General features: G+C 69.4%; 15 protein-coding genes. 11 read left to right on the forward strand and 4 right to left on the reverse strand.

All coding sequences use genetic code 11. The features are described from left to right. Positions 1–82: 82 nt before the first annotated feature. The 3 genes from ACTJIL_RS04140 to ACTJIL_RS04150 all read right to left on the reverse strand — a co-directional run bounded on the left by ACTJIL_RS04140 (position 83) and on the right by ACTJIL_RS04150 (position 5146). On the reverse strand, positions 83–1606 hold the full coding sequence (locus ACTJIL_RS04140; protein WP_440754322.1) for a DUF1501 domain-containing protein: 1524 nt from the start codon (positions 1604–1606) through the stop codon (positions 83–85). Between the two features lie 11 nt (positions 1607–1617). Beyond that, positions 1618–3636 carry a DUF1800 family protein gene (locus ACTJIL_RS04145; protein ID WP_440754323.1) on the reverse strand — a complete coding sequence of 673 codons (2019 nt, stop codon included), beginning with the start codon at positions 3634–3636 and terminating at the stop codon, positions 1618–1620. Between the two features lie 106 nt (positions 3637–3742). Beyond that, positions 3743–5146: a GntP family permease gene (locus tag ACTJIL_RS04150; protein ID WP_440754324.1), complete on the reverse strand. Its 1404-nt coding sequence runs from the start codon at positions 5144–5146 to the stop codon at positions 3743–3745. 189 nt (positions 5147–5335) lie between these two features. Here ACTJIL_RS04150 and ACTJIL_RS04155 point away from each other — a divergent pair, with 189 nt between their 5' ends. Together ACTJIL_RS04155 and ACTJIL_RS04160 are read left to right on the forward strand one after the other, a co-directional pair. Then, positions 5336–7618 (forward strand): TonB-dependent receptor, encoded by a 2283-nt coding sequence (locus ACTJIL_RS04155; RefSeq protein ID WP_440754325.1) that lies wholly within the window; start codon positions 5336–5338, stop codon positions 7616–7618. Between the two features lie 264 nt (positions 7619–7882). Continuing rightward, positions 7883–11206 carry a hybrid sensor histidine kinase/response regulator gene (locus tag ACTJIL_RS04160; protein WP_440755839.1) on the forward strand — a complete coding sequence of 1108 codons (3324 nt, stop codon included), beginning with the start codon at positions 7883–7885 and terminating at the stop codon, positions 11204–11206. A gap of 50 nt (positions 11207–11256) precedes the next feature. On the opposite strand, the gene ACTJIL_RS04165 is transcribed toward ACTJIL_RS04160, so the two are convergent. Then, a complete protein-coding gene (locus ACTJIL_RS04165; RefSeq protein ID WP_440754326.1) occupies positions 11257–11922 on the reverse strand; it encodes a response regulator transcription factor in 666 nt (221 codons plus the stop codon). A 97-nt stretch (positions 11923–12019) separates the two neighbouring features. Here ACTJIL_RS04165 and ACTJIL_RS04170 point away from each other — a divergent pair, with 97 nt between their 5' ends. The 9 genes from ACTJIL_RS04170 to ACTJIL_RS04210 all read left to right on the forward strand — a co-directional run bounded on the left by ACTJIL_RS04170 (position 12020) and on the right by ACTJIL_RS04210 (position 18819). Further along, positions 12020–13855: a 3-hydroxybutyrate oligomer hydrolase family protein gene (locus ACTJIL_RS04170; protein ID WP_440754327.1), complete on the forward strand. Its 1836-nt coding sequence runs from the start codon at positions 12020–12022 to the stop codon at positions 13853–13855. Between the two features lie 178 nt (positions 13856–14033). Then, positions 14034–14669 (forward strand): CDP-alcohol phosphatidyltransferase family protein, encoded by a 636-nt coding sequence (locus ACTJIL_RS04175; RefSeq protein WP_440754328.1) that lies wholly within the window; start codon positions 14034–14036, stop codon positions 14667–14669. 58 nt (positions 14670–14727) lie between these two features. Continuing rightward, on the forward strand, positions 14728–15837 hold the full coding sequence (gene phaE / locus ACTJIL_RS04180) for a class III poly(R)-hydroxyalkanoic acid synthase subunit PhaE (RefSeq protein WP_440754329.1): 1110 nt from the start codon (positions 14728–14730) through the stop codon (positions 15835–15837). Between the two features lies 1 nt (position 15838). Next, positions 15839–16909 carry a class III poly(R)-hydroxyalkanoic acid synthase subunit PhaC gene (locus ACTJIL_RS04185; protein ID WP_440754330.1) on the forward strand — a complete coding sequence of 357 codons (1071 nt, stop codon included), beginning with the start codon at positions 15839–15841 and terminating at the stop codon, positions 16907–16909. Positions 16910–16919: 10 nt separating this feature from the next. Further along, on the forward strand, positions 16920–17321 hold the full coding sequence (locus ACTJIL_RS04190; protein ID WP_440754331.1) for a DUF5329 domain-containing protein: 402 nt from the start codon (positions 16920–16922) through the stop codon (positions 17319–17321). Between the two features lie 48 nt (positions 17322–17369). Beyond that, complete coding sequence (locus ACTJIL_RS04195; protein WP_440754332.1) at positions 17370–17570, forward strand: PspC domain-containing protein; 201 nt, start codon at positions 17370–17372, stop codon at positions 17568–17570. Between the two features lie 23 nt (positions 17571–17593). Continuing rightward, the gene (locus tag ACTJIL_RS04200) at positions 17594–18031 is read left to right on the forward strand and encodes a hypothetical protein (RefSeq protein WP_440755840.1); all 438 of its coding nucleotides are present in this window, start codon (positions 17594–17596) and stop codon (positions 18029–18031) included. Next, positions 18006–18329 carry a hypothetical protein gene (locus ACTJIL_RS04205; RefSeq protein ID WP_440754333.1) on the forward strand — a complete coding sequence of 108 codons (324 nt, stop codon included), beginning with the start codon at positions 18006–18008 and terminating at the stop codon, positions 18327–18329. Before ACTJIL_RS04200 ends, ACTJIL_RS04205 begins: the two co-directional genes overlap by 26 nt. 76 nt (positions 18330–18405) lie before the next feature. After that, positions 18406–18819 (forward strand): hypothetical protein, encoded by a 414-nt coding sequence (locus tag ACTJIL_RS04210; RefSeq protein WP_440754334.1) that lies wholly within the window; start codon positions 18406–18408, stop codon positions 18817–18819. Positions 18820–18830: the final 11 nt, after the last annotated feature.

An 18830-nucleotide genomic window follows, 5' to 3' on the forward strand; every position in this document is an offset into this window, starting at 1 on the left:
CAGGGGGCGGGGGTCGCACCGGCGCGGGATGGTCAATGCCGAACTGGATCCGCCAGCGACCGCGTCGCAGGGGCCGGGCGCCTCAGCGCGCGCGGCGGATCAGCGTGCGGTCGACACGGCCACGTTGCTGCCAGTCGGGCGTCTCGCGTGTGGCGGCGCTATCCGCCGGAAGCAGCGATTCGCCGTAGGCCGGCTGCGGGATGTCCGGCAGTCGCGCAGCGGGCTGCGTCGCGGTCGCCATCGACGCGCCTGCGTACTGCGGCGCCATGTCGCTGCCCTGCACGATGCCCAGCGGCGAGTAGCCGGCGTAGCCGGGGAACACCGCGCCGAGCCGGTTGTTGCCCACGCGCCGGATCAGCAGCTCCGACAGCACGCGGCGGAAATCGGTGGTGACCGGCACGTCGCCGAAGTAGGGCGAGAGGATTTCCGGATCCAGTCCCTTCCAGCTGCCGTAGAGCTTGCGCCCGTTGACCGCGCCGCCGAACACCAGCAGCGGGTTGCCGTAGCCGTGGTCGGTGCCTCGGCTGCCGTTCTGGCGCACGCGGCGGCCGAACTCGGACTGCACCACCACCGTCACCCGACCGATCTCGCCGCCGGCCTTGAGTTCGCCATAGAACGCGGCCAGCGCCTGCGACAGCTCCGCGATCCTGTCCTGGTAGTAGTGGTAGCCGGCGCCGGCGGTGCCCTGGCCGTCGTGGGTGTCCCAGCCGCCCAGGTCGACCGCGGCATAACGCATGCCGAGGTTGAAGCGCACCGATTGCGCCACCGTCCACAGCTGCCGCGCGAACGTGCCGGTCGGCCACGTCGCCGGCAGGTCCGCATAGGGCTGTCCGGCGATGACGCGCAGCGAGGCATCGGCGCCGCGGCCGGCAGCTTCCAGCCCGGTCCTGCCTTTCCACAGGGTGGCGAGGGTTTCGTTGACGCCCTTCAATCCCGCCGGCGAATCCGCGCGCGTGCGCTGCCACGCCCACGCGCCAGAGTTGAGTTCGAAATCGGACGGGCTACCCATGGTCAGCGCATCGGTGGCGCCGAGCAGGTTGGTGGGCGTGCGGCTGTTGACCGCCAGCGCCGGCATGACGGCGTTGCCGGCGGCGCCGGGCTGCGAGTTCCAGGCGCGCGTCATCCAGCCACTGCCGATGCCGTGTTGCCCGGGCGTGCCGAGGTCGAGGTACAGCTGCGCATCGAAATGGCTGCGCGTGACCGTGGTCAGCAGGCCGCAGCCGTGCACGATCGCGAGCTTGCCGTCGGTCCAGATGTCGCGCAGGCCGGTGGCCGACGGATGCAGGCCGAAGCCGGTGGCCGCGCCGCTGGCGAGCGTGAGCGGCAGCGCGCCATAGGCACCCGAAGCGGCGATCGACAGGTCGGGGCGCGCTTCCTCGTAGAAGGCGCGGTCGTTGCCGGACACCGGCGGCACCAGGTTGAGGCCGTCGATGCCGCCGCGCAGGAACACGTGGACGATGGTGTCGTAGGGATTGGCCGCGGCGTGCGCGGGATCGGAAAACAGCAGCGAAGGGCCCGCGACGGCGCCAACGGCGGCGGTCGCGCAGCAACCCTTGAGGAACTCGCGGCGGTCCAGGAGCAGGCGGTCTTGCATCGAGCTTGGCATGTGCGTGCTCCTCAGCGGGCCAGGAATTCGGGCGACATCAGCACCAGCGACACCATCGAGCGCAGGCGCTGGTGGTTGTAGTGCTTCTTCAGGTCGTTGCCGGACCAGCTGTCGCTATCGGCGATGACATCGCCCGCGGCGCCGTTCTGGCGCATGAAGTCGACCAGCACGCTGCGCCGCGCCGGCAGGTAGCCCAGCAAACGTTTGCACCAGAAATCCACCAGCGCGGTCGACGTCCACGTCGACACGCCGCTGCGGGTGGCGTCCAGGATCGGCAGCAGCGGTACCTCGCCATCCTTCGTTTCGGTCAGCCAGTTGAGCAATTTCCAGGTCATGCCGAGGCTGTTCGAACCGGACCACGCCACCGCGGTGTCCGGGTAGCCGTTGGGCGCCGGCCAGTCGTAGGGCGTGTGGCCGGTGAAGCCCATCCGCCACATGAATTCGTCGCTCTTGTCGTCGCCCACGCGCGGCGTCCAGTCGCTGCCGCCGGTGCGCAACGCCGCGGCCACGGCCTCGAACGGGCGCCTGCGCTTCTCGCCCCAGTCGTTGAATGCGGCGTCCGACAACAGGATGTGGCGCAGCGTGCGCTTGATCTGGTCGGGCTTCTGCCAGTTGGCGCGAAACACCGCCGCCGCGCTGTCGACCAGCTGCTGGCTGGGTCGGTCGGCGCAGAAGCGGCGGATCAGTTTGCTGCAGATGAACTTCGCCACCCGCGGGTGGCTGGCGAGGCGGTCGAGGATGTCGCGGCCGTCCTTGAGCGCGGGCTGTTCGGGATTGAGGAACATGCCCAGCGGGAATTTCGGCCCGGCGTCGTGCCAGCTCGATCGATAGACGAACGTGCCGTCGTCCTCGGCCGGGAATTCCCAGTGCCCGTCCTTCACCGTCCAGCCGGTGAACGCGGCCGCGGCTTCGTAGACGTCGACGTCGGTGTAGCCGATCGGATACGACGGGTCCTCGGGGCAGGGCGGCACCTGGAACGGGTCGACGAAGCCCAGGTAGTTCTCGCTGCCGAAGGTGTGCAGCTCCATCAGCTCGCGGGCGAAGTTCTCGTTCGGGCCGGCGCGGGTGTTGGAGCGGTTGTCGAGGAAGTACAGCATCGCCGTGCTCTGCGCGACGGCCTCGAGCATCGTGCGGAAATTGCCGAAGGCATTGGCGCGGATCACGTCGCGGTCGTAGTGCACGTACACCGGGCCGGCTGAGTAATCGGTGGCCATGACATTGAAGTGGTCGTGCCAGAACGTCACCAGCAGCTCGCGCAGCTGCCGCTTCGAATGCACCGCGCGCACCAGCGAGGCGCGCTGGATTTCCCAGGCCGGGCGCATGCGCACTTCCCATGCCGGATCCCCCAGCACGTGGTCGGTCCAGAGCTGCTGCAGGCTCTTGCCGAGCGTCGTGAAGCCGGCGGACGCCAGGCGCGACTCGACCGCGCTGTCGTCGATCGATTCCCAGGCCAGCTGGCGGTCCACGTAAGCGGTCATGCGCGCGGCGTCCGTGCTGCCCAGCGCATTGAACGCGGTGATGTCGGCGGCGGTGGCGCCGTAGCTCATGTTGCCCAGCGCGCGGATCGCCAGCGGCGGCTTCGCCAGCGTGATCCGCACCGGGGCCGACATGCCGCCGGTCGACGGCGCGCCGGAAGATCCGGGCAGGATGCCGGCGACAGCGTCGGCGTTGCCGGAGGTGTCGTAGAACAGCGGCGTGATCGCATTCGATACCGCGGCGCGGGATGGCGGTGCGGTGATGGTCCCGCTCGCGGGCGCGCTGGTTTCAGGACGCGTGGATGGAAGCGCCCGGTAGGGCAGCGGCTTGCCGCGCCCGTAGCGCTGCTCGAGGGCGGCGCGCGCACGTGATGCATCGACTTCATGCCGGGCGTTGGCGACCTGGCGCTGCCGCGACGACGGCGGCGCTGCGGCCTGCACGGGCTCCATCGGCGCGGATGCATCAAGCAGGAAGTCGGCAGGCGCCGGACACTGCAGTCCGGCTTCGGCGAGGCGCGCGGTCGGCATCGCACTGGGCGACATCGGATTGGACATTGGACTTTCCCCGGAAAACTCCCCTGTACGGCGAGTATGGGGCGAATTCCAGGTTGGGTTGTGATCGCTTTCCCAGAGCCGGCCGCGTGGGCCGGCCGCGCGCCCCTCAGATCAGGCCGGTGGCGTAGAACACGCCGATCACCACGAACACAGCCAGCGTCTTGATGATGGTGATCGCGAACACGTCCTTGTAGGACTGGCGATGGGTCAGTCCGGTGACGGCCAGCAGGGTGATCACCGCGCCGTTGTGCGGCAGCGTGTCCATGCCGCCGGAGGCCATCGCGGCGACACGATGGAACACTTCCAGCTGGATCCCGGCCGCCTGCGCGTTGGCGATGAACGTTTCCGACATCGCCGCCAGCGCGATGCTCATGCCGCCCGAAGCCGAGCCGGTGATGCCGGCCAGCGCGGTGACGGTGACCGCCTCGTTGACCAGCGGATTCGGGATTGCGCCCAGTGCGTTGGCGACCACCAGGAAGCCGGGCAGGGCGGCGATCACCGCGCCGAATCCGTATTCCGAAGCCGTGTTCATCGACGCCAGCAGCGCGCCGCCGATCGCGGACCTGGTGCCTTCGGCAAAGCTCGCCAGCACCGGCTTCCACGCGAACGCCAGCACCGTGAGGATGCCGACCAGCAGCGCGCCTTCCACTGCCCAGATCGCGGCGATCTTCGACACTTCCTGCACCACCGGCGCGGCATTGCCGACCACCGCTGGCACGAAGGCGTGGCTGTCGCCATAGGCGTGCGGAATCCAGTCGGTGAACAGCTTGTTGGTCACGCCCACCAGCACCAGCGGAAGGATCGCGACGAAGGGGTTGGCGAGCTTGCCGCCGGTGAACTCGGCCGGTTCGTTCACCAGCGTGGCGGCGTCGCCGTAGCCTTCGCCGGCCTTCAGCGCGCTGCGCCGGCGCCAGTCGAGGTAGCTCATGCCCACGGCGAGGATGAACACGCCGCCCAGCGTGCCCAGCCACGGCGCCGCCCAGGCATTGGTGCCGAAGAACGAGGCCGGGATGATGTTCTGGATCTGCGGCGTGCCCGGCAGCGCGTCCATAGTGAAGGTGAACGCGCCCAGCGCGATGGTGCCGGGGATCAGGCGCTTGGGGATGTCGCTCTGGCGGAACAGCTCGGCGGCGAACGGATACACCGCAAACACCACCACGAACAGCGACACCCCGCCGTAGGTCAGCAGCGCGCACACCAGCACGATCGACAGCATCGCGCGCTGCGCGCCGACGATGCGGATGGTGGCCGCCACGATCGCCTTGGAGAACCCGGAAATCTCGATCAGCTTGCCGAACACCGCGCCGAGCAGGAACACCGGGAAATACAGCTTCAGGAACCCGACCATCTTGTCCATGAACAGGCCGGTGAACATCGGCGCGACCAGCGACGGGTCGGTCAGCAGCACCGCGCCCAGCGCCGCGATCGGCGCGAACAGGATCACGCTGTAGCCGCGATAGGCGACGAACATCAGGAAACACAGCGCGGCCAGCACGATCAGGAACGCCATTGGCTTACCCCAGCACGAGTCCGTTGCGCGACGCAGGGCCGTGCATCCTCGGGACGACAGTGTCGTCACCCGGAACGGCCGAGGCCCATTGTCCGAAGGTACGATGCCGGCCGCCGCGCGGCGGCCCTAGCCTTGCGACCAATCTGCGGCGCATGCCGCGCGGCGTGCATCCTGAGGGGAGAAGATTCGATGAAGCGCAAGCACTTGAGCCTGGCGATCGGCTGTGTCCTGTTGTCGCCGGCGGCGTGGGCACAGCAGGCCGGCGATCCCGCCACGCAGGAGGCGCCGGCACAGGAACAGCCGACGACCACGTCCGCGCAGGCCGATGCCAGTGCCCGCACCCTGGACACGGTGACCGTCACCGCGCGTCGTCGCACCGAGTCGATCCAGGACGTGCCGGTTGCAGTCAGTGCGTTCAGCGAGGAACAGCTCGCCGACTTGCAGGCCAGCGATGTCAGCGGCCTGCAGGGCGCGGTGCCCAACCTCAACATGGTCCAGGGTCGCGGTTCGGCCAACAGCGTCAACGTGTTCATCCGCGGCATCGGCCAGCCCGATGCGCTGCAGACGTTCGATCCGGGCGTTGGCATGTACGTGGACGACATCTATTACTCGCGCATCAACGGTGCGCTGTTCTCGCTGTTCGACGTTGGCCAGGTGGAGGTGCTGCGCGGCCCGCAGGGCACGCTGTACGGCAAGAACTCGACCGGCGGCGCGATCAAGCTCACCACCAAGAACCCGTTCGACAACGAGGGCGGCTCGGTCGAGCTGACCGCAGGCGACCATGGCCGCAACGAAGCCCGGTTCTACGTCAGCGGCAAGTTCAGCGATACGCTGGCAGCGAGCATCGCCGGCGCTTCGATCCGCAACGACGGTTACGTGCGCGACGCGATCACCGGCCGCCACTTCAACAATGACGACACCCAGGCGCTGCGGGCCAAGCTGGCGTTCGCGCCGAGCGACAGCTTCCGCGCGACGCTGTCGCTGGACCATACCGAACAGGACGTTGCCCTGACCCTCGGCCGGCCCATGGCGCCGCTGCGCCAGACCGACCTGGCGCTGGGCGTGGTGGAACTGCAGCCCGGCGAAACCGGTGACTGGAACTATCGCGCCCGCACCTCGTTCGATCCGCCGGGCCACGGCCAGACGCTGGAGCACTCCGGCGGCTCGCTGTCGATGGAATGGGACATCAACAGCCAGTGGCTGTTCAAGAGCATCAGCTCGTACCGCAAGCTCAAGACCCATTCATTCATCGACATCGACGCCTCCGAGTTCGAATTGGGCGACGTGCTGGTGGCGCTGGACCAGAAGCAGGCCAGCCAGGAATTCCAGCTGCAGTACGACAACGGCAGCAACCTGCACGCCACCTTCGGTGCGTACTACATGCGCGAGAACGTGCCGTCGTACCAGGAGGCCTACGCCGACGACCTGTTTGCGCTCGCGGGCATGCCGATCAGCTTCCTGCGCACGATCGGGGACGACCTGACCACGACCAGCGTGGCAGCCTTCGGCCACGTCAACTGGGAGTTCGTGCCCACCTGGACCCTGGCCGCCGGCGTGCGCTGGACCCGCGACAACAAGGAATACGACCGCAGCACCAGCACCTTCTGGGGTGCTCCGTTCGGCGCGCTCAACGAGACCGTTGCCTTCAGCGCCGAGCACGACTGGACCGCCGTCACCCCGTCGGTCAGCCTGCAGAAGGCCTTCAGCGACAACGTGATGGGCTACGTGTCGGCCAACCGCGGCTTCAAGTCCGGCGGCTTCAACGGTCGCGCCAACACGGTGTACGACACCCAGCACGCCGAGTTCGACCCGGAATACGTGTGGACCTACGAGGTCGGCCTGAAGGCGAGCTCGGCCGACAACCGCCTGCGTGGCAGCGTGGCCGCGTTCAAGAGCGACTACAGCGACTTCCAGGCGCGCGTGTCGCAGGACGTCGGCACGTTCCCGGTACTCAACGCCGCCGAGCTCGACATCCAGGGCATCGAGTTCGAAGGCAGCGCGCTGCTGGGCGAGGCCACCGTGCTCAGCGCGCAGGTGGGTTGGCTGGATGCCAAGTACAAACGCTTCGACGACTTCCGCCTCGACCCGGCCTATCCGGGCTACGACCCGACGGTGAACCACGACCACGTGCCGTTCTCGCCCAAGGTCACCGCGCGTCTGGCGTTGCAGCACAGCTTCAGCCTCGGCGACAGCGGCACGCTCGGCATCGGCGGCGACGTCTCCTATCGCGACAAGACCTGGTTGAGCGTGGACAACCGCGACGTGCTCAGCCAGGACGCCTACACCCTGGTCGGCCTGTTCGGCGTGTGGGACTCGCCGCAGTACAGCTGGCAGGTGCGCGCCGGCGTGCGCAACCTGACCGACAAGAACTACAAGACCGAAGGCCAGGAGTTCGCCAGCGTCGGCAATATCCAGACCGCGTACTACGGCCTGCCGCGCAACTGGTACGTGTCGGCGCGCTACAACTTCTGACGTTCGTGATGCGGGAATCGGCGGCGGGCTTCGGCCCGCCGTTTTTCGTGGGCACCGACCGTGCCACGCAATCCCCGTAGGAGCGGCGGGAGCCGCGACTCCGCACCATGCGCAATTCCGCGCAATGCGCGCGTCGACGCGCCCGCAGCATGCCGGTCGCGGCTTCCGCCGCTCCTACAATGGAGGCAGGGGAGCTATGCTCCCGCGTGACACGGGGGCAGGCGTGCAGATCCAACCACCACCACCGACGCGATGGCCGCGCCGATGCTGAGCATCGGTGTCGTCGTGCTGGCTGCGGTGCTGTGGCTGGCGGTGATGTTCGGCACCGCGCTGTACGGCGAACGCCATCCGGCGGTGCTGGCGCGGCACTGGCGGCATGTGTATGCGCTGTCGCTGGCGGTGCACTGCACGTCGTGGTCGTTCTACGGCACGGTCACCCAGGCCGCACGCTACGGCTGGCCGCTGCCGCCGACCTTCCTCGGCGCGATTGCGTTCTACGCGCTGGCGGTGTCCTTCATGATGCGGCTGGTGCGGCTGGCGCGGGAGACCAATGCCACGTCGCTGGCTGACCTGATCGCCACGCGGCTGGGCAAGGATGCTTGGCTGGCCGCGGTGGTGACGCTGGTCGCCGCGCTCGGCCTGATTCCCTACATCGCGCTGCAGCTCAAGGCGGTGACGATGAGCTTCGTCACCCTGACCGGCGGCGGCGCGCGCGGCGACATGTCGCTGTGGCGCGACGGCTCGCTGTACGTGGCGCTGGCGATGGCGTTGTTCGCGATGCTGTTCGGCACCCGGCGGGCGAGCGCGGTCGAGCACAACCGCGGGCTGGTGCTGGCGATCGCGTTCGAGTCGATGTTCAAGCTGGTGGCGATGCTGGCGCTGGGCGCGTTCGTCTGGTTCGGGCTCGGCGCGCTGCCGGAGGTGCCGCCGCCGCTGTCGCAGCAGACCACCGACGGCTTCGCGCCGCTGGTGCTGCTCGGCGCGCTGGCGATGTTCATCCTGCCGCACCAGTTCCACGTCGGGGTGGTCGAGTGTCGCGACGAGGGAGACGTGCGCACCGCGCGCTGGCAGTTCCCGTTCTACCTGCTGCTGATCGCGCTGCCGGCGCTGCCGCTGGCGCGTGCCGGGACCGCGCTGCTCGGCGACAGCGTGCCGTCGGACATGTATGCGCTGGCGCTGCCGTTCTCGCGCGGGCACGAGGGCGTGGCGCTGTTCGCGTTCCTCGGCGGGCTCAGCGCGGCCACCGGCATGGTGGTGGTGAGCACGCTGACGCTGAGCCTGATGATCGGCAACCACTGGTTCGCGCCCGGCCTGTTGCGCGGCGCGTGGTCGCACGGTGGCGACGACGGCGACCGCCGCGGCGACGTGCTGCTGCTGCGCCGGGTCGGCATCGCCGCGACCATGCTGCTGGCCTGGGCCTACAGTCGGCAGATCGCCGGCAGCGATGCGCTCGCGGACGTGGGCGCGGTCTCGTTCTCGGCGCTGGCGACGCTGGTGCCGGCGTTGGCATTCGCGGTGTGGCGGCCGCAGACGCCGGCGCGCGCGGCGACGGCCGGGATCGTGGTCGCGTTCGCCGTCTGGGCATGGGTGACGCTGGGGCCGATGCTGCTTGCGGCGACCGGAGGCGATGCGGACTGGCTGCGGCGCGGGCCGTTCGGCCTGGCCTGGCTGTCGCCCGATGGGCTGTTCGGCCTGACCGGCTGGAGCCGCCTCGGTCGCGCGGTCGGGGCCAGCCTGTTCTGCGGCACGCTGGCGACGGTACTGGTCGCGATCGTGGGGGTGGCGCCGGGCCGCATCGCCAGGCGCGGTTCGGACCTGCAGACGCTGCGGGGCGCGGGGCGCCGCTTCCTGCCCGCGCGCAGCGTCGACGTGCTGCTGGAAGACGCCCCGCCCAGCGGCCCGGTGCCGGCGCACATCGAGGCGCGGCTGGAGCGCGAACTGGCGGCGGTGCTCGGCAGCGCATCGGCGCGGCTGCTGCTCGACGCCGCGCGCCGCGAGGCCGGGCCGGACCTGGACACGGTGGCGGCGATCGTCGACGAGGCCTCGCAGGACCTGCGTTTCAACCAGCGCGTGCTGGAAGGTGCGCTGGAGAACATGAGCCAGGGCATCAGCGTGGTCGATGCGCAGCTGCGGCTGGTGGCGTGGAACCGGCGCTACGCGGAGCTGTTCGGCTATCCGCCCGGGCTGCTGCAGGTCGGACGCCCGATCGCCGACCTCAGCCGCTGGGCGCTGCAGCAGTTGCCGCCGGTCGGCGACATCGAGCACGCGCTGCAGCGGCGCCTGGCCTTCATGCGCGCCGGCACTCCGCATCTGTCCGAACGCGTGCTGCCCGACGGCAGCATCATCGAGATCCGCGGCAACCCGATGCCTGGCGGTGGATTCGTCGCCACGTTCACCGACGTCACCGAGTTCCGCAGCGTCGAGCGCGGCCTGCGCCGGGCCAACGAAACGCTGGAGCAGCGCGTGGGCGAGCGCACCGCGCTGCTCGAATCGGCCAAGCGCGAAGCCGAGCACGCCAACGATGCCAAGAGCCGCTTCCTCACGGCCATCGGCCACGACCTGATGCAGCCGCTGCACGCTGCGCATTTGTTCACCGACACCCTGTCGCAGCAGCTGGCCGACCCTGCGCAGCGCGACGCGGTGGTGCAGATCCGCGGCGCGCTCGATTCGACCACGGATCTGCTCACCGGCCTGTTCGACATGTCGCGGCTGGAAGCCGGCGGGCTGGTGCCGCAGCTGCGCGACTTCCCGCTGGCCGAGGTGCTGGAGCCGCTGGCGTCGGAGTTCCGGGCGATGGCTGCCGAGCGCGGGCTTGCGTTTGCCTGCGTGCCCACCGCGGCCTGGGTGCGCAGCGACCCGCAGCTGCTGCGGCGGGTGCTGCAGAACTTCCTCGCCAACGCCGTGCGCTACACCGTGCATGGCGGCCTCCTGCTGGGTGTGCGCCGCGCCGGCGATGCGCTGCGGATCGAGGTGCACGACACCGGGCCGGGCATTGCACCGGAGCAGCAGGCGGCGATCTTCGAGGAGTTCCGGCGCGGCGAGGATGCCGCCGGGCAGGGGTTGGGGCTCGGCCTTGCGATCGCCGACCGCATCGCGCAGCTGCTGGAAGCACCGCTGGCGCTGCGCAGCCGCGTCGGTCGCGGCACCGTGTTCGCGCTGACGGTGCCGCGCGCGGCGGCACGTGCATCGGTGTCGCCATCGGCGAAGGCCGGTCTCGCCGGCACCCGGGTGCTGATCGTCGACAACGACCGCGCCGCGCTGCAATCGCTGCACGCGTTACTGGAGGGCTGGGGCTGCGAGGTCGAAGCGGTGGCCGATGGTGTTGCCGCGGAAGCCGCCATGGCCGCGGACGACGCATCGCTGTGGCTGTTCGACTACCACCTAGACGGTGGCGACACCGGCGCGGCGCTGCATGCGCGGCTGGCACGGCGTTTCGGCGCGCGGCCGGCGCTGATCCTCAGCGGCGATGGCAGCGACGCCGTGCGGCGTGCGGTGCACGAGGCGGGGTTGCCGCTGCTGGCCAAGCCGCTCAAGCCGCTGGCGCTCAAATCGGTGCTCGACCGCCTGCTGGCCGCCCGCGCCGCGTAGGCCGGGGACACGCCCGACCTATGGCGGTGCTGTCCGGAAGTGCGGTCGCGTCAGGACTCGAGCTGCCGCGAGGGATCGCTGAGTTCGAGTTCGCGCAGCACCACGCCGGCCTGGGTGCGGTTGCGCACACCGAGCCGGTCGAAGATCGCAGACAGGTGGGCCTTCACCGTGCGTTCCTGCACGTCGAGGCGGTCGGCGATCTGCTTGTTGAGCAGGCCTTCGGCGACCAGCACCAGCACCCGGAACTGTTGCGGCGACAGGCTGGCCAGGCGTGCGGCCAGGGCGCTGTCGTGGGCCGAGGATTGCGCCCGCGTCACCGCCGAGCGCAGCGACGCGGGCAGCCATTGTTCGCAGGCCATCACGCTGCGGATCGCGTCGCGCAGGTCGTCGAGGCCGGCGCTCTTGGGCAGGTAGCCGGCGGCGCCGTGGTCGAGCGCGCGCCGCACCACGCGCGGGTCATCATTCGCGGACACCACGATCACCGCCACGCCGGGGTGCTGCGCGCGGATCGCGGCCAGGCCGGCGAGGCCGTGGTTGCCGGGCATGTGCAGGTCCAGCAGGACCAGGTCGATGCCCGGCTCGGCGTCGAGCGCGGCCAGCACGCTGTCCAGCGAATCGGCTTCGCGCACCTGCAGCGCGTCCACGGCATCGGCCGCAGCCTGGCGCAGGGCGGCGCGGAACAGCGGGTGGTCGTCGGCGATCAGGAGGGTGGGCATTGCCGTGATTCTCGCAGGAATCCGGCCAGTGGCGGCCCGGCGTCGACTGGTACCAAAGTACGATGAAGACGGTCGCCGCGCTTGCTACTGTCATGGCATGACCAAGACTCCTGTCCGTGCCAGCGCCGTCCTGTCCCTCGCCCTGCTGCTGGGTGCCTGCGCCAGCGGGCCGCAGCGCAACACCACGGAGGCGCCGATGTTCACGTCAGAACGCAGCAGCGACCATCGCGGCAGCGACGACCTGCTGACCGCCGGCCTGGGGCTCGATGGCCTGCGCGCGATGACCCCGCCGGCCTTCGCCGATGCAGCGCATCCCACCGCGGCCGAACTGCGCCGCCGTGCGATCTGGAGCAACTGGCGCGGCATTGCCGACCTTGCACCGGGTGGCGGCTACGGCACGCTCTACGGCACCACGCAGGCCGTGCCGGGGCGCGAGTTCTCGGCGCTGGTGAAAGTCGCGGGTGCCAGCCAGCCGCATCGCGTGCTGGTGCAGGTGCCCGACGCATTCGACAAGGGCAGGCGCTGCGTCGTGGTCGCACCGGCCTCCGGCTCGCGCGGCGTGTACGGCGCGATCTCGATCGCCGGCCCCTGGGGCCTGCCGAAGGGTTGCGCGGTGGCGTACACCGACAAGGGCGCGGGCACCGATTACTTCGATCTGGATGCACGCGGCGCCGCGCGCGCGGACGGCACATTCGGCACGCTCGAAGCCGGCGATGACCTCGCTTTCGTGCCCGATGCGCCGGCCACCGCCAGCGGCGTGGCGTTCAAGCATGCGCATTCGAAGGACAACCCGGAGGCCGACTGGGGCCGGCACGTGAAGCAGGCGGCGCAGTTCGCGCTGCATGCGCTGGACCAGGCCTTGCCGGACGCCGCGCCATTCACCTTCGACAACACGCGGGTGATCGCGGTCGGCATTTCCAACGGCGGCGGCGCGGTGCTGCGCGCGGCCGAGCTGGACGGCGACTGGCTGGATGCGGTGGTCGCCGGCGAGCCGAACGTGCATGTCGAAAGCGGGCGCCCGATCTACGACTTCGCCACCGAAGCCGCGCTGCTGCAGCCGTGCGCGCTGCTGCACCTGGCGCCGGAATCGCTGGCGCAGCCGCCGATGCGCGCGCAGGTGGAGCCGCTGTGGGCGTTGCGCTGCGCCTCATTGAAAACCGCGGGCCTGGTCAGCGGCGACAGCGTTGCCGAGCAGGCCAGGTCCGTCTACGACACGATGCGCGCCAGCGGCTGGACCGATGCAGCCTTGCGCTCGGGCGCGGCATCAAGCGGCTTCGACCTGTGGCGATCGGTCGCGGTGGCCTACGCCTCGGCGTACGGGCGCTACGGGGTCGGCGAACACCCCTGCGGCCATGGCTTCTCGGCGCAGAACGCGGACTTCAGCCCGCGCGCCGCAACGGCGGAAGAACGTGCCGCATGGTGGTCCGATGCCGCCGGCATCCCGCCGGGCAACGGCGTCGGCATCATCGACACGAAGATCGCAGCGCCCGATTTCACCTTGCCGGGCCTGCAGTGCCTGCGCGCGCTGTGGGACGGGCAGGGCGGCGATGCCGACCGCGTGCGCAAGGGCATCGCCGAAACCCGGGCCTCGCTGCCGCGCCCCGGCCTGCCGGTGATCGTGGTGCACGGTCTCGACGACGGCCTCGTGCCGCCGGCGTTCAGCAGCGCACCCTACGTCGCCGCCGCGCAGTCGGCCGGGCGCGAAGTGCGCTACTGGCAGGTGCACAACGTGGAGCATTTCGACGCGTTCCTCGGTTTCCCGGACTACGCCGCGCGCTACGTGCCGTCGCTGCCGTATGTGTACGAGGCACTCGACCGCATCGATGCTTACCTCGACGGCAAGTCGCCGCTGCCTGTCGATGCGGTGATCGCGACTACACCGCGTGGCGCCGGCAAGCCGCTGGAGGCGGCGAACCTCGCGATCCCGCGGTAGTCCGTACCGGGGTCCCCGTAGGAGCGGCGGAAGCCGCGAGCTTTTGACCTTCGACCGCGAATCGAGAAACTCGCGGCTTCCGCCGCTCCTACGAGAGCTGGCAGGGCGTCGCATGGCCTGCATGTCACGGTTACGCTGAATCTGGCAGCCTGTCGGCTCCCGGGATCAGGAAGCGACCATGCAGCGCCCCCGCCATTTCTCGATGCTCCGCGAATTCCAGCTTGCCGACTGGTTCACGCTGGCCAACGCCTTCTGTGGCACCGGCGCGATCTTCGCGGCGATGCGTTTCCTGCACGAGGGCGCCACGTTGGCTGACGGCCGGCGCGACCTGATGATCGGGATGGTGCTGATCCCGCTGGCCTTCATCTTCGACGCGCTCGACGGCCGCATCGCGCGCTGGCGCAAGGTCGCCTCCACGCTCGGCCGCGAGCTCGATTCGCTGGCCGACGTGATCTCGTTCGGGGTCGCCCCGGCCGCGCTCGGTTACGCCTGCGGCCTGCAGGGCGGCTGGGACTGGGTGGTGCTGAGCTACTTCGTCGGCTGCGGCGTCAGCCGCCTGGCGCGTTACAACGTCACCGCCGAAACCTTGGCCGATGGCGGCGACAAGGTGAAGTACTTCGAGGGCACGCCGATCCCGACCAGCCTGGCGATCGTGATCGTGCTGGCCGTGGCGACGCACCTGGGCCGCATCGGCGACGAGCTGTGGTTCGGTGTGTGGCAGCTCGGTCCGTGGCAGCTGCATCCGCTGGTGCTGGTGTATGCGTTGTCGGGCTCGCTGATGATCAGCAAGACGTTGCGCATCCCCAAGCCCTGAGCCGCGGAACGGTCACCGGCGCGTTGCTATGATCGTGGCTTGATCCTGGAGGACGGTGATGCACGACAGCGGGCAGGATGGCGGAACGAAGCCGGGCGATGCCGGGTCCGGACCGGGCTTCGATGCCCTGGCGCGCCAGTACTGGAATGCATGGGGCGAAGCATTGCGCAGCGCCTCGCCGGGCGCGGCGCAGGCCGGTGCGCAGCCCTGGCAGGACGCGATGGACTGGTGGGGCCGCGTCGCGCAGGGCGGTCGCCAGGAAGGCAATGACGCCCTCGAGCGTTTCAATGGGCAGGCCCGGCAGTGGTTCGGGCAGATGCAGCAGGTCGCAGCGCAATTCGGCGGCGGGCAGGCCAGCGCGTCCGAAGTCGCCGCGGCATGGAAACGGGCGGTGGAATCGGCCGGCGGCAATCCGTTCGGCGACCTGATGCGCGGCATGCGCGGGCCGGGGCTGCAGGGTTTCGAACAGTGGTTCGAACAGGCCAGGCCCTGGCTGGACGGCCTGCGCGGCGAAGCAACGTCCTGGCTGCGCACGCCGACGTTCGGCTTCGCCCGCGAGCACCAGCAGCGCTGGCAGCAACTCGCCCTGGCGATGGCCGACTACCAGCAGTGCACGCAGGCCTACGACGAGCTGATGCGCCAGGCCACGCGCGACGCCTACGCGATCTTCGAGGACAAGCTTGCCGAGCGCGAGGAACCGGGGCGGCAGATCCAGTCGGCGCGTGCGCTGTTCGACCTGTGGGTGGACGCGGCGGAGGACGCCTACGCGAAGATCGCGCTGTCGCACCGGTTCCGCGAGGTCTACGGCAAGCTGGTCGACGCGCAGATGCGCCTGCGCGGCGGCGTGCAGCGCGAGGTGGAGCAGGCCAGTGCGCTGTTCGGCATGCCGACCCGCACCGAGCTCGACGGCGCGCACCGCAAGATCGTGGAACTGGAGCGGCAGTTGCGGAAGCTGCGCGACGGCATCGAGGGCGCGAATGCGCCGAAGCGCGCGGCCGTCGGGTCGACCACGCCCGCGAAGAAGAAAGGTGCCGCAAGGAAGTCGCCGGCGAAGAAGACTGCCGCGGCGAAGCCCGCTGCGAAGCGTGCAGCAGGGAAGCCGGCATCGGCAGGCAAGCCGGCCGCGGTGAAGAAACAGGCCGCAAAGACCGCGAACAGGAAGCGCTGACATGACCGGACCGCTCGACATCACGCCGGATCGGCTGGCCACCGAAGCGGCAGCATTCCAGCAGAAGCTCGCCGCCGGCCTGCAGACGCTGCGCGAGGTCGACGATGTCGACTACGGCGCCACCGCGAAAGAAGAGGTCTGGCGCGACGGCAAGGTCGTGCTGTATCGCTATCGCGGCGAGGGCAAGCCGACCGCGAAGGTGCCGTTGCTGATCTGCTATGCGCTGGTCAACCGGCCGTACATGGTCGACCTGCAGGCGGACAAATCGATCGTCCGCAACCTGCTGGCGCGCGGCGAGGATGTCTACATCATCGACTGGGGTTATGCCGATCGCTCGGATCGTTTCCTGACCCTCGAGGATTACATCGAGCGTTTTCTCGGCGGCGCCGTCGATTACCTGCGCGATGCGCACGAACTCGACGCGATCAACCTGCTCGGCATCTGCCAGGGCGGCGCGTTCTCGCTGTGCTACGCGTCGCTGCATCCCGGCAAGGTGCGCAACCTGGTCACCATGGTCACGCCGGTCGACTTCCATACCGACGACAACATGCTGTCGAACTGGACCCGAGGCATGGACGTCGACCTGTTCGTCGACACGCTGGGCAACGTGCCGGCCGACCTGATGAACCTGTGCTACCTCACGCTCAAGCCGTGGCGGCTGTTCGCGCAGAAGTACGTGGGGCTGGTCGACATCCTCGACGACAAGCGCGCGCTCGAGGACTTCCTGCGCATGGAGAAGTGGATCTTCGATTCGCCCGACCAGGCCGGCGAGGCGTTCCGCCAGTTCGTCAAGCAGTTCTACCAGGCCAACGGCTTCGTCAACGGCGGTATCGTGATCGGCGAGCGCGAAGTGCACCTGGGGCTGGTCGAGATGCCGGTGCTCAACATCTACGCCGAGCAGGACCACCTGGTGCCACCGGCCGCTTCGAAGCGCCTGAAAGAACTCGTGGGCAGCAAGGATTATTCCGAGCTGTCGTTCCGTGGCGGCCACATCGGCATCTACGTCTCCAGCCGTGCGCAGAAGGAAGTGCCCGGCACCATCCACGAGTGGCTCGCGGCGCGTTCGCGCTGAGCGTCCCGGGATGATGCGGGTATCTCGCCTGCAGGGATTCGTTCGGAGTGCCGGGCTTGCGGCGCTGGCCTGCATCGCGTTCTCCACGACAGGGCCGGCGAGGGCGGCGGACGATGTCGCCGCGCGCGAGATAGGCGCCCTGATCGCGGCCCTGGGGAACTCCGGCTGCCAGTTCTGGCGCAATGGCAGCTGGCACGACGGCGCCGAGGCGCGCGACCACCTGCAGCGCAAGTACGACTGGGCGCGCAAGCGCCACCTCGCGGGCAGCGCCGAGGAATTCATCGAACGCGCGGCCAGCCGAAGCAGCCTCAGCGGCAAGCCGTACCGGGTGCGGTGCCCGGGCCAGCCGGAGGTCGATTCGGAACGCTGGTTCCACGAGGCCCTGCGCCGCATTCGTGTCGACGATGCTTAACGGGCGGCACGCTAGACTCGTTCCATCCTCCGCCACGCCTCCTCGCCGATGCCCCAGACGCAGCGCTTCACCCGATCGATCAACGACCGTGTCCTTGCCGGCGTCGTGGGCGGCATCGCCCACCGCTTCGGCTGGAACCCGACCCTGCTGCGGGCCATCTACGTCATCATCTCGGTGGCGTCGGCCGCATTCCCCGGCATCCTCGTCTACCTGATCCTGTGGCTGCTGATGCCCGAAGGCGACGATTGAACGCAGCGCAAGCCGCGCCGCACATGCCGCGTGCGGCGCTGCGCGTGCTGCAGGTGCTGGGCGTCGCGTGGACGCTGCCGAACACGCTCGCCGGCCTGTTGCTTGGCGTCTTCGGTCTTGCCTTCGGCGCGCACTTGCATGCGCGCCGGCGCGACCTGGCCATCGTGTTCCATCGCTGGCCGTGGGGGCCGGGCGGTGCACTGACACTGGGCAACGTGATCCTGCATACCGGCGACACGCTCGACTCGCCGTGCATGACCTATGCCCACCGCGATGGCCAGGGCAACGAGGCATCGATCGTGCTCGCCGACCACGAACGTGCGCATGTCTTCCAGTACATGGTGCTGGGCCCGCTGTTCCTGCCGCTGTACCTGGCATGCGGCGGCATCAGCGTTCGCAACCGCTTCGAGCGTGCAGCCGATCACTACGCCAGGCATGGGCACGGCTGGTGGCCGTGGTAACGCCGCGCGCAAGCGCGTGCCGACGAACGGTCGGCAAGTTTTACGCCCCGGTAACGGCCACTCCGATACCCTGCACACGTCGAAGAAAAAGCGGAAGGCGAAAGCCGGAAGCAATCGCTTCGGCAAAGAAGGCTCAGCCGATCGGAGCAATCCGGCAGACTGGGCCTTCTACTTTTTCGCGCCGAAGATGCGTGCTGGAAATTTTGTGCGCTGCGAGCACGGCGCGTGTTCTTTCCTGTTCAAGCGGATACCGCGCTTGGTGCAGGTGCCTCGGCAGCATGTGGCCGCAACCGGTTGAACTGCCCCCCACACCGATGTGAATACGGATTGGCGTCGCATGCGCTAGGCTCGCGCAAGCGAGGGGAGGGCAGCGCATGAGCCGAGACGAATTCCGGGCACTGACGCCATGGTCGTTTTTCCTGCCGATGGCGCTGGCGGTCATGCTGGGGGTGCTGGTCGCCAACGCTCTGATCGCGGCGTTCTCCGGAAGCGACGACGCCAACGTGCCCGCCGTGGAAGCGGCGGAAGCAGCTGCGGAGGCCGGGGATGCCGGGGCTGGCGCCGACAAGCTGGGGCCTGCGCCGGCAACGCGCCGGGCGAACGGAGCTGCTGCGGCCAGGGTGGCGCCGGTACTCGCGCCGGTGAGCCTGCCGGGGCCGAGCAGCGCGCGGCGCGACGGAGAAACGCGTGCCTGCATCGGCGGCACGATCGCGGTCCGCGCCGAGAACGGCTGGGAACAGGAAGTGGTGGAAGACGCGCCTGCGCGCTGCACGGCGAGTTCGCGCTGAGCCGGGCGGAT

Origin of the sequence: Luteimonas sp. 22616 (assembly GCF_052044325.1) — a bacterium.
GTDB lineage: Bacteria > Pseudomonadota > Gammaproteobacteria > Xanthomonadales > Xanthomonadaceae > Luteimonas.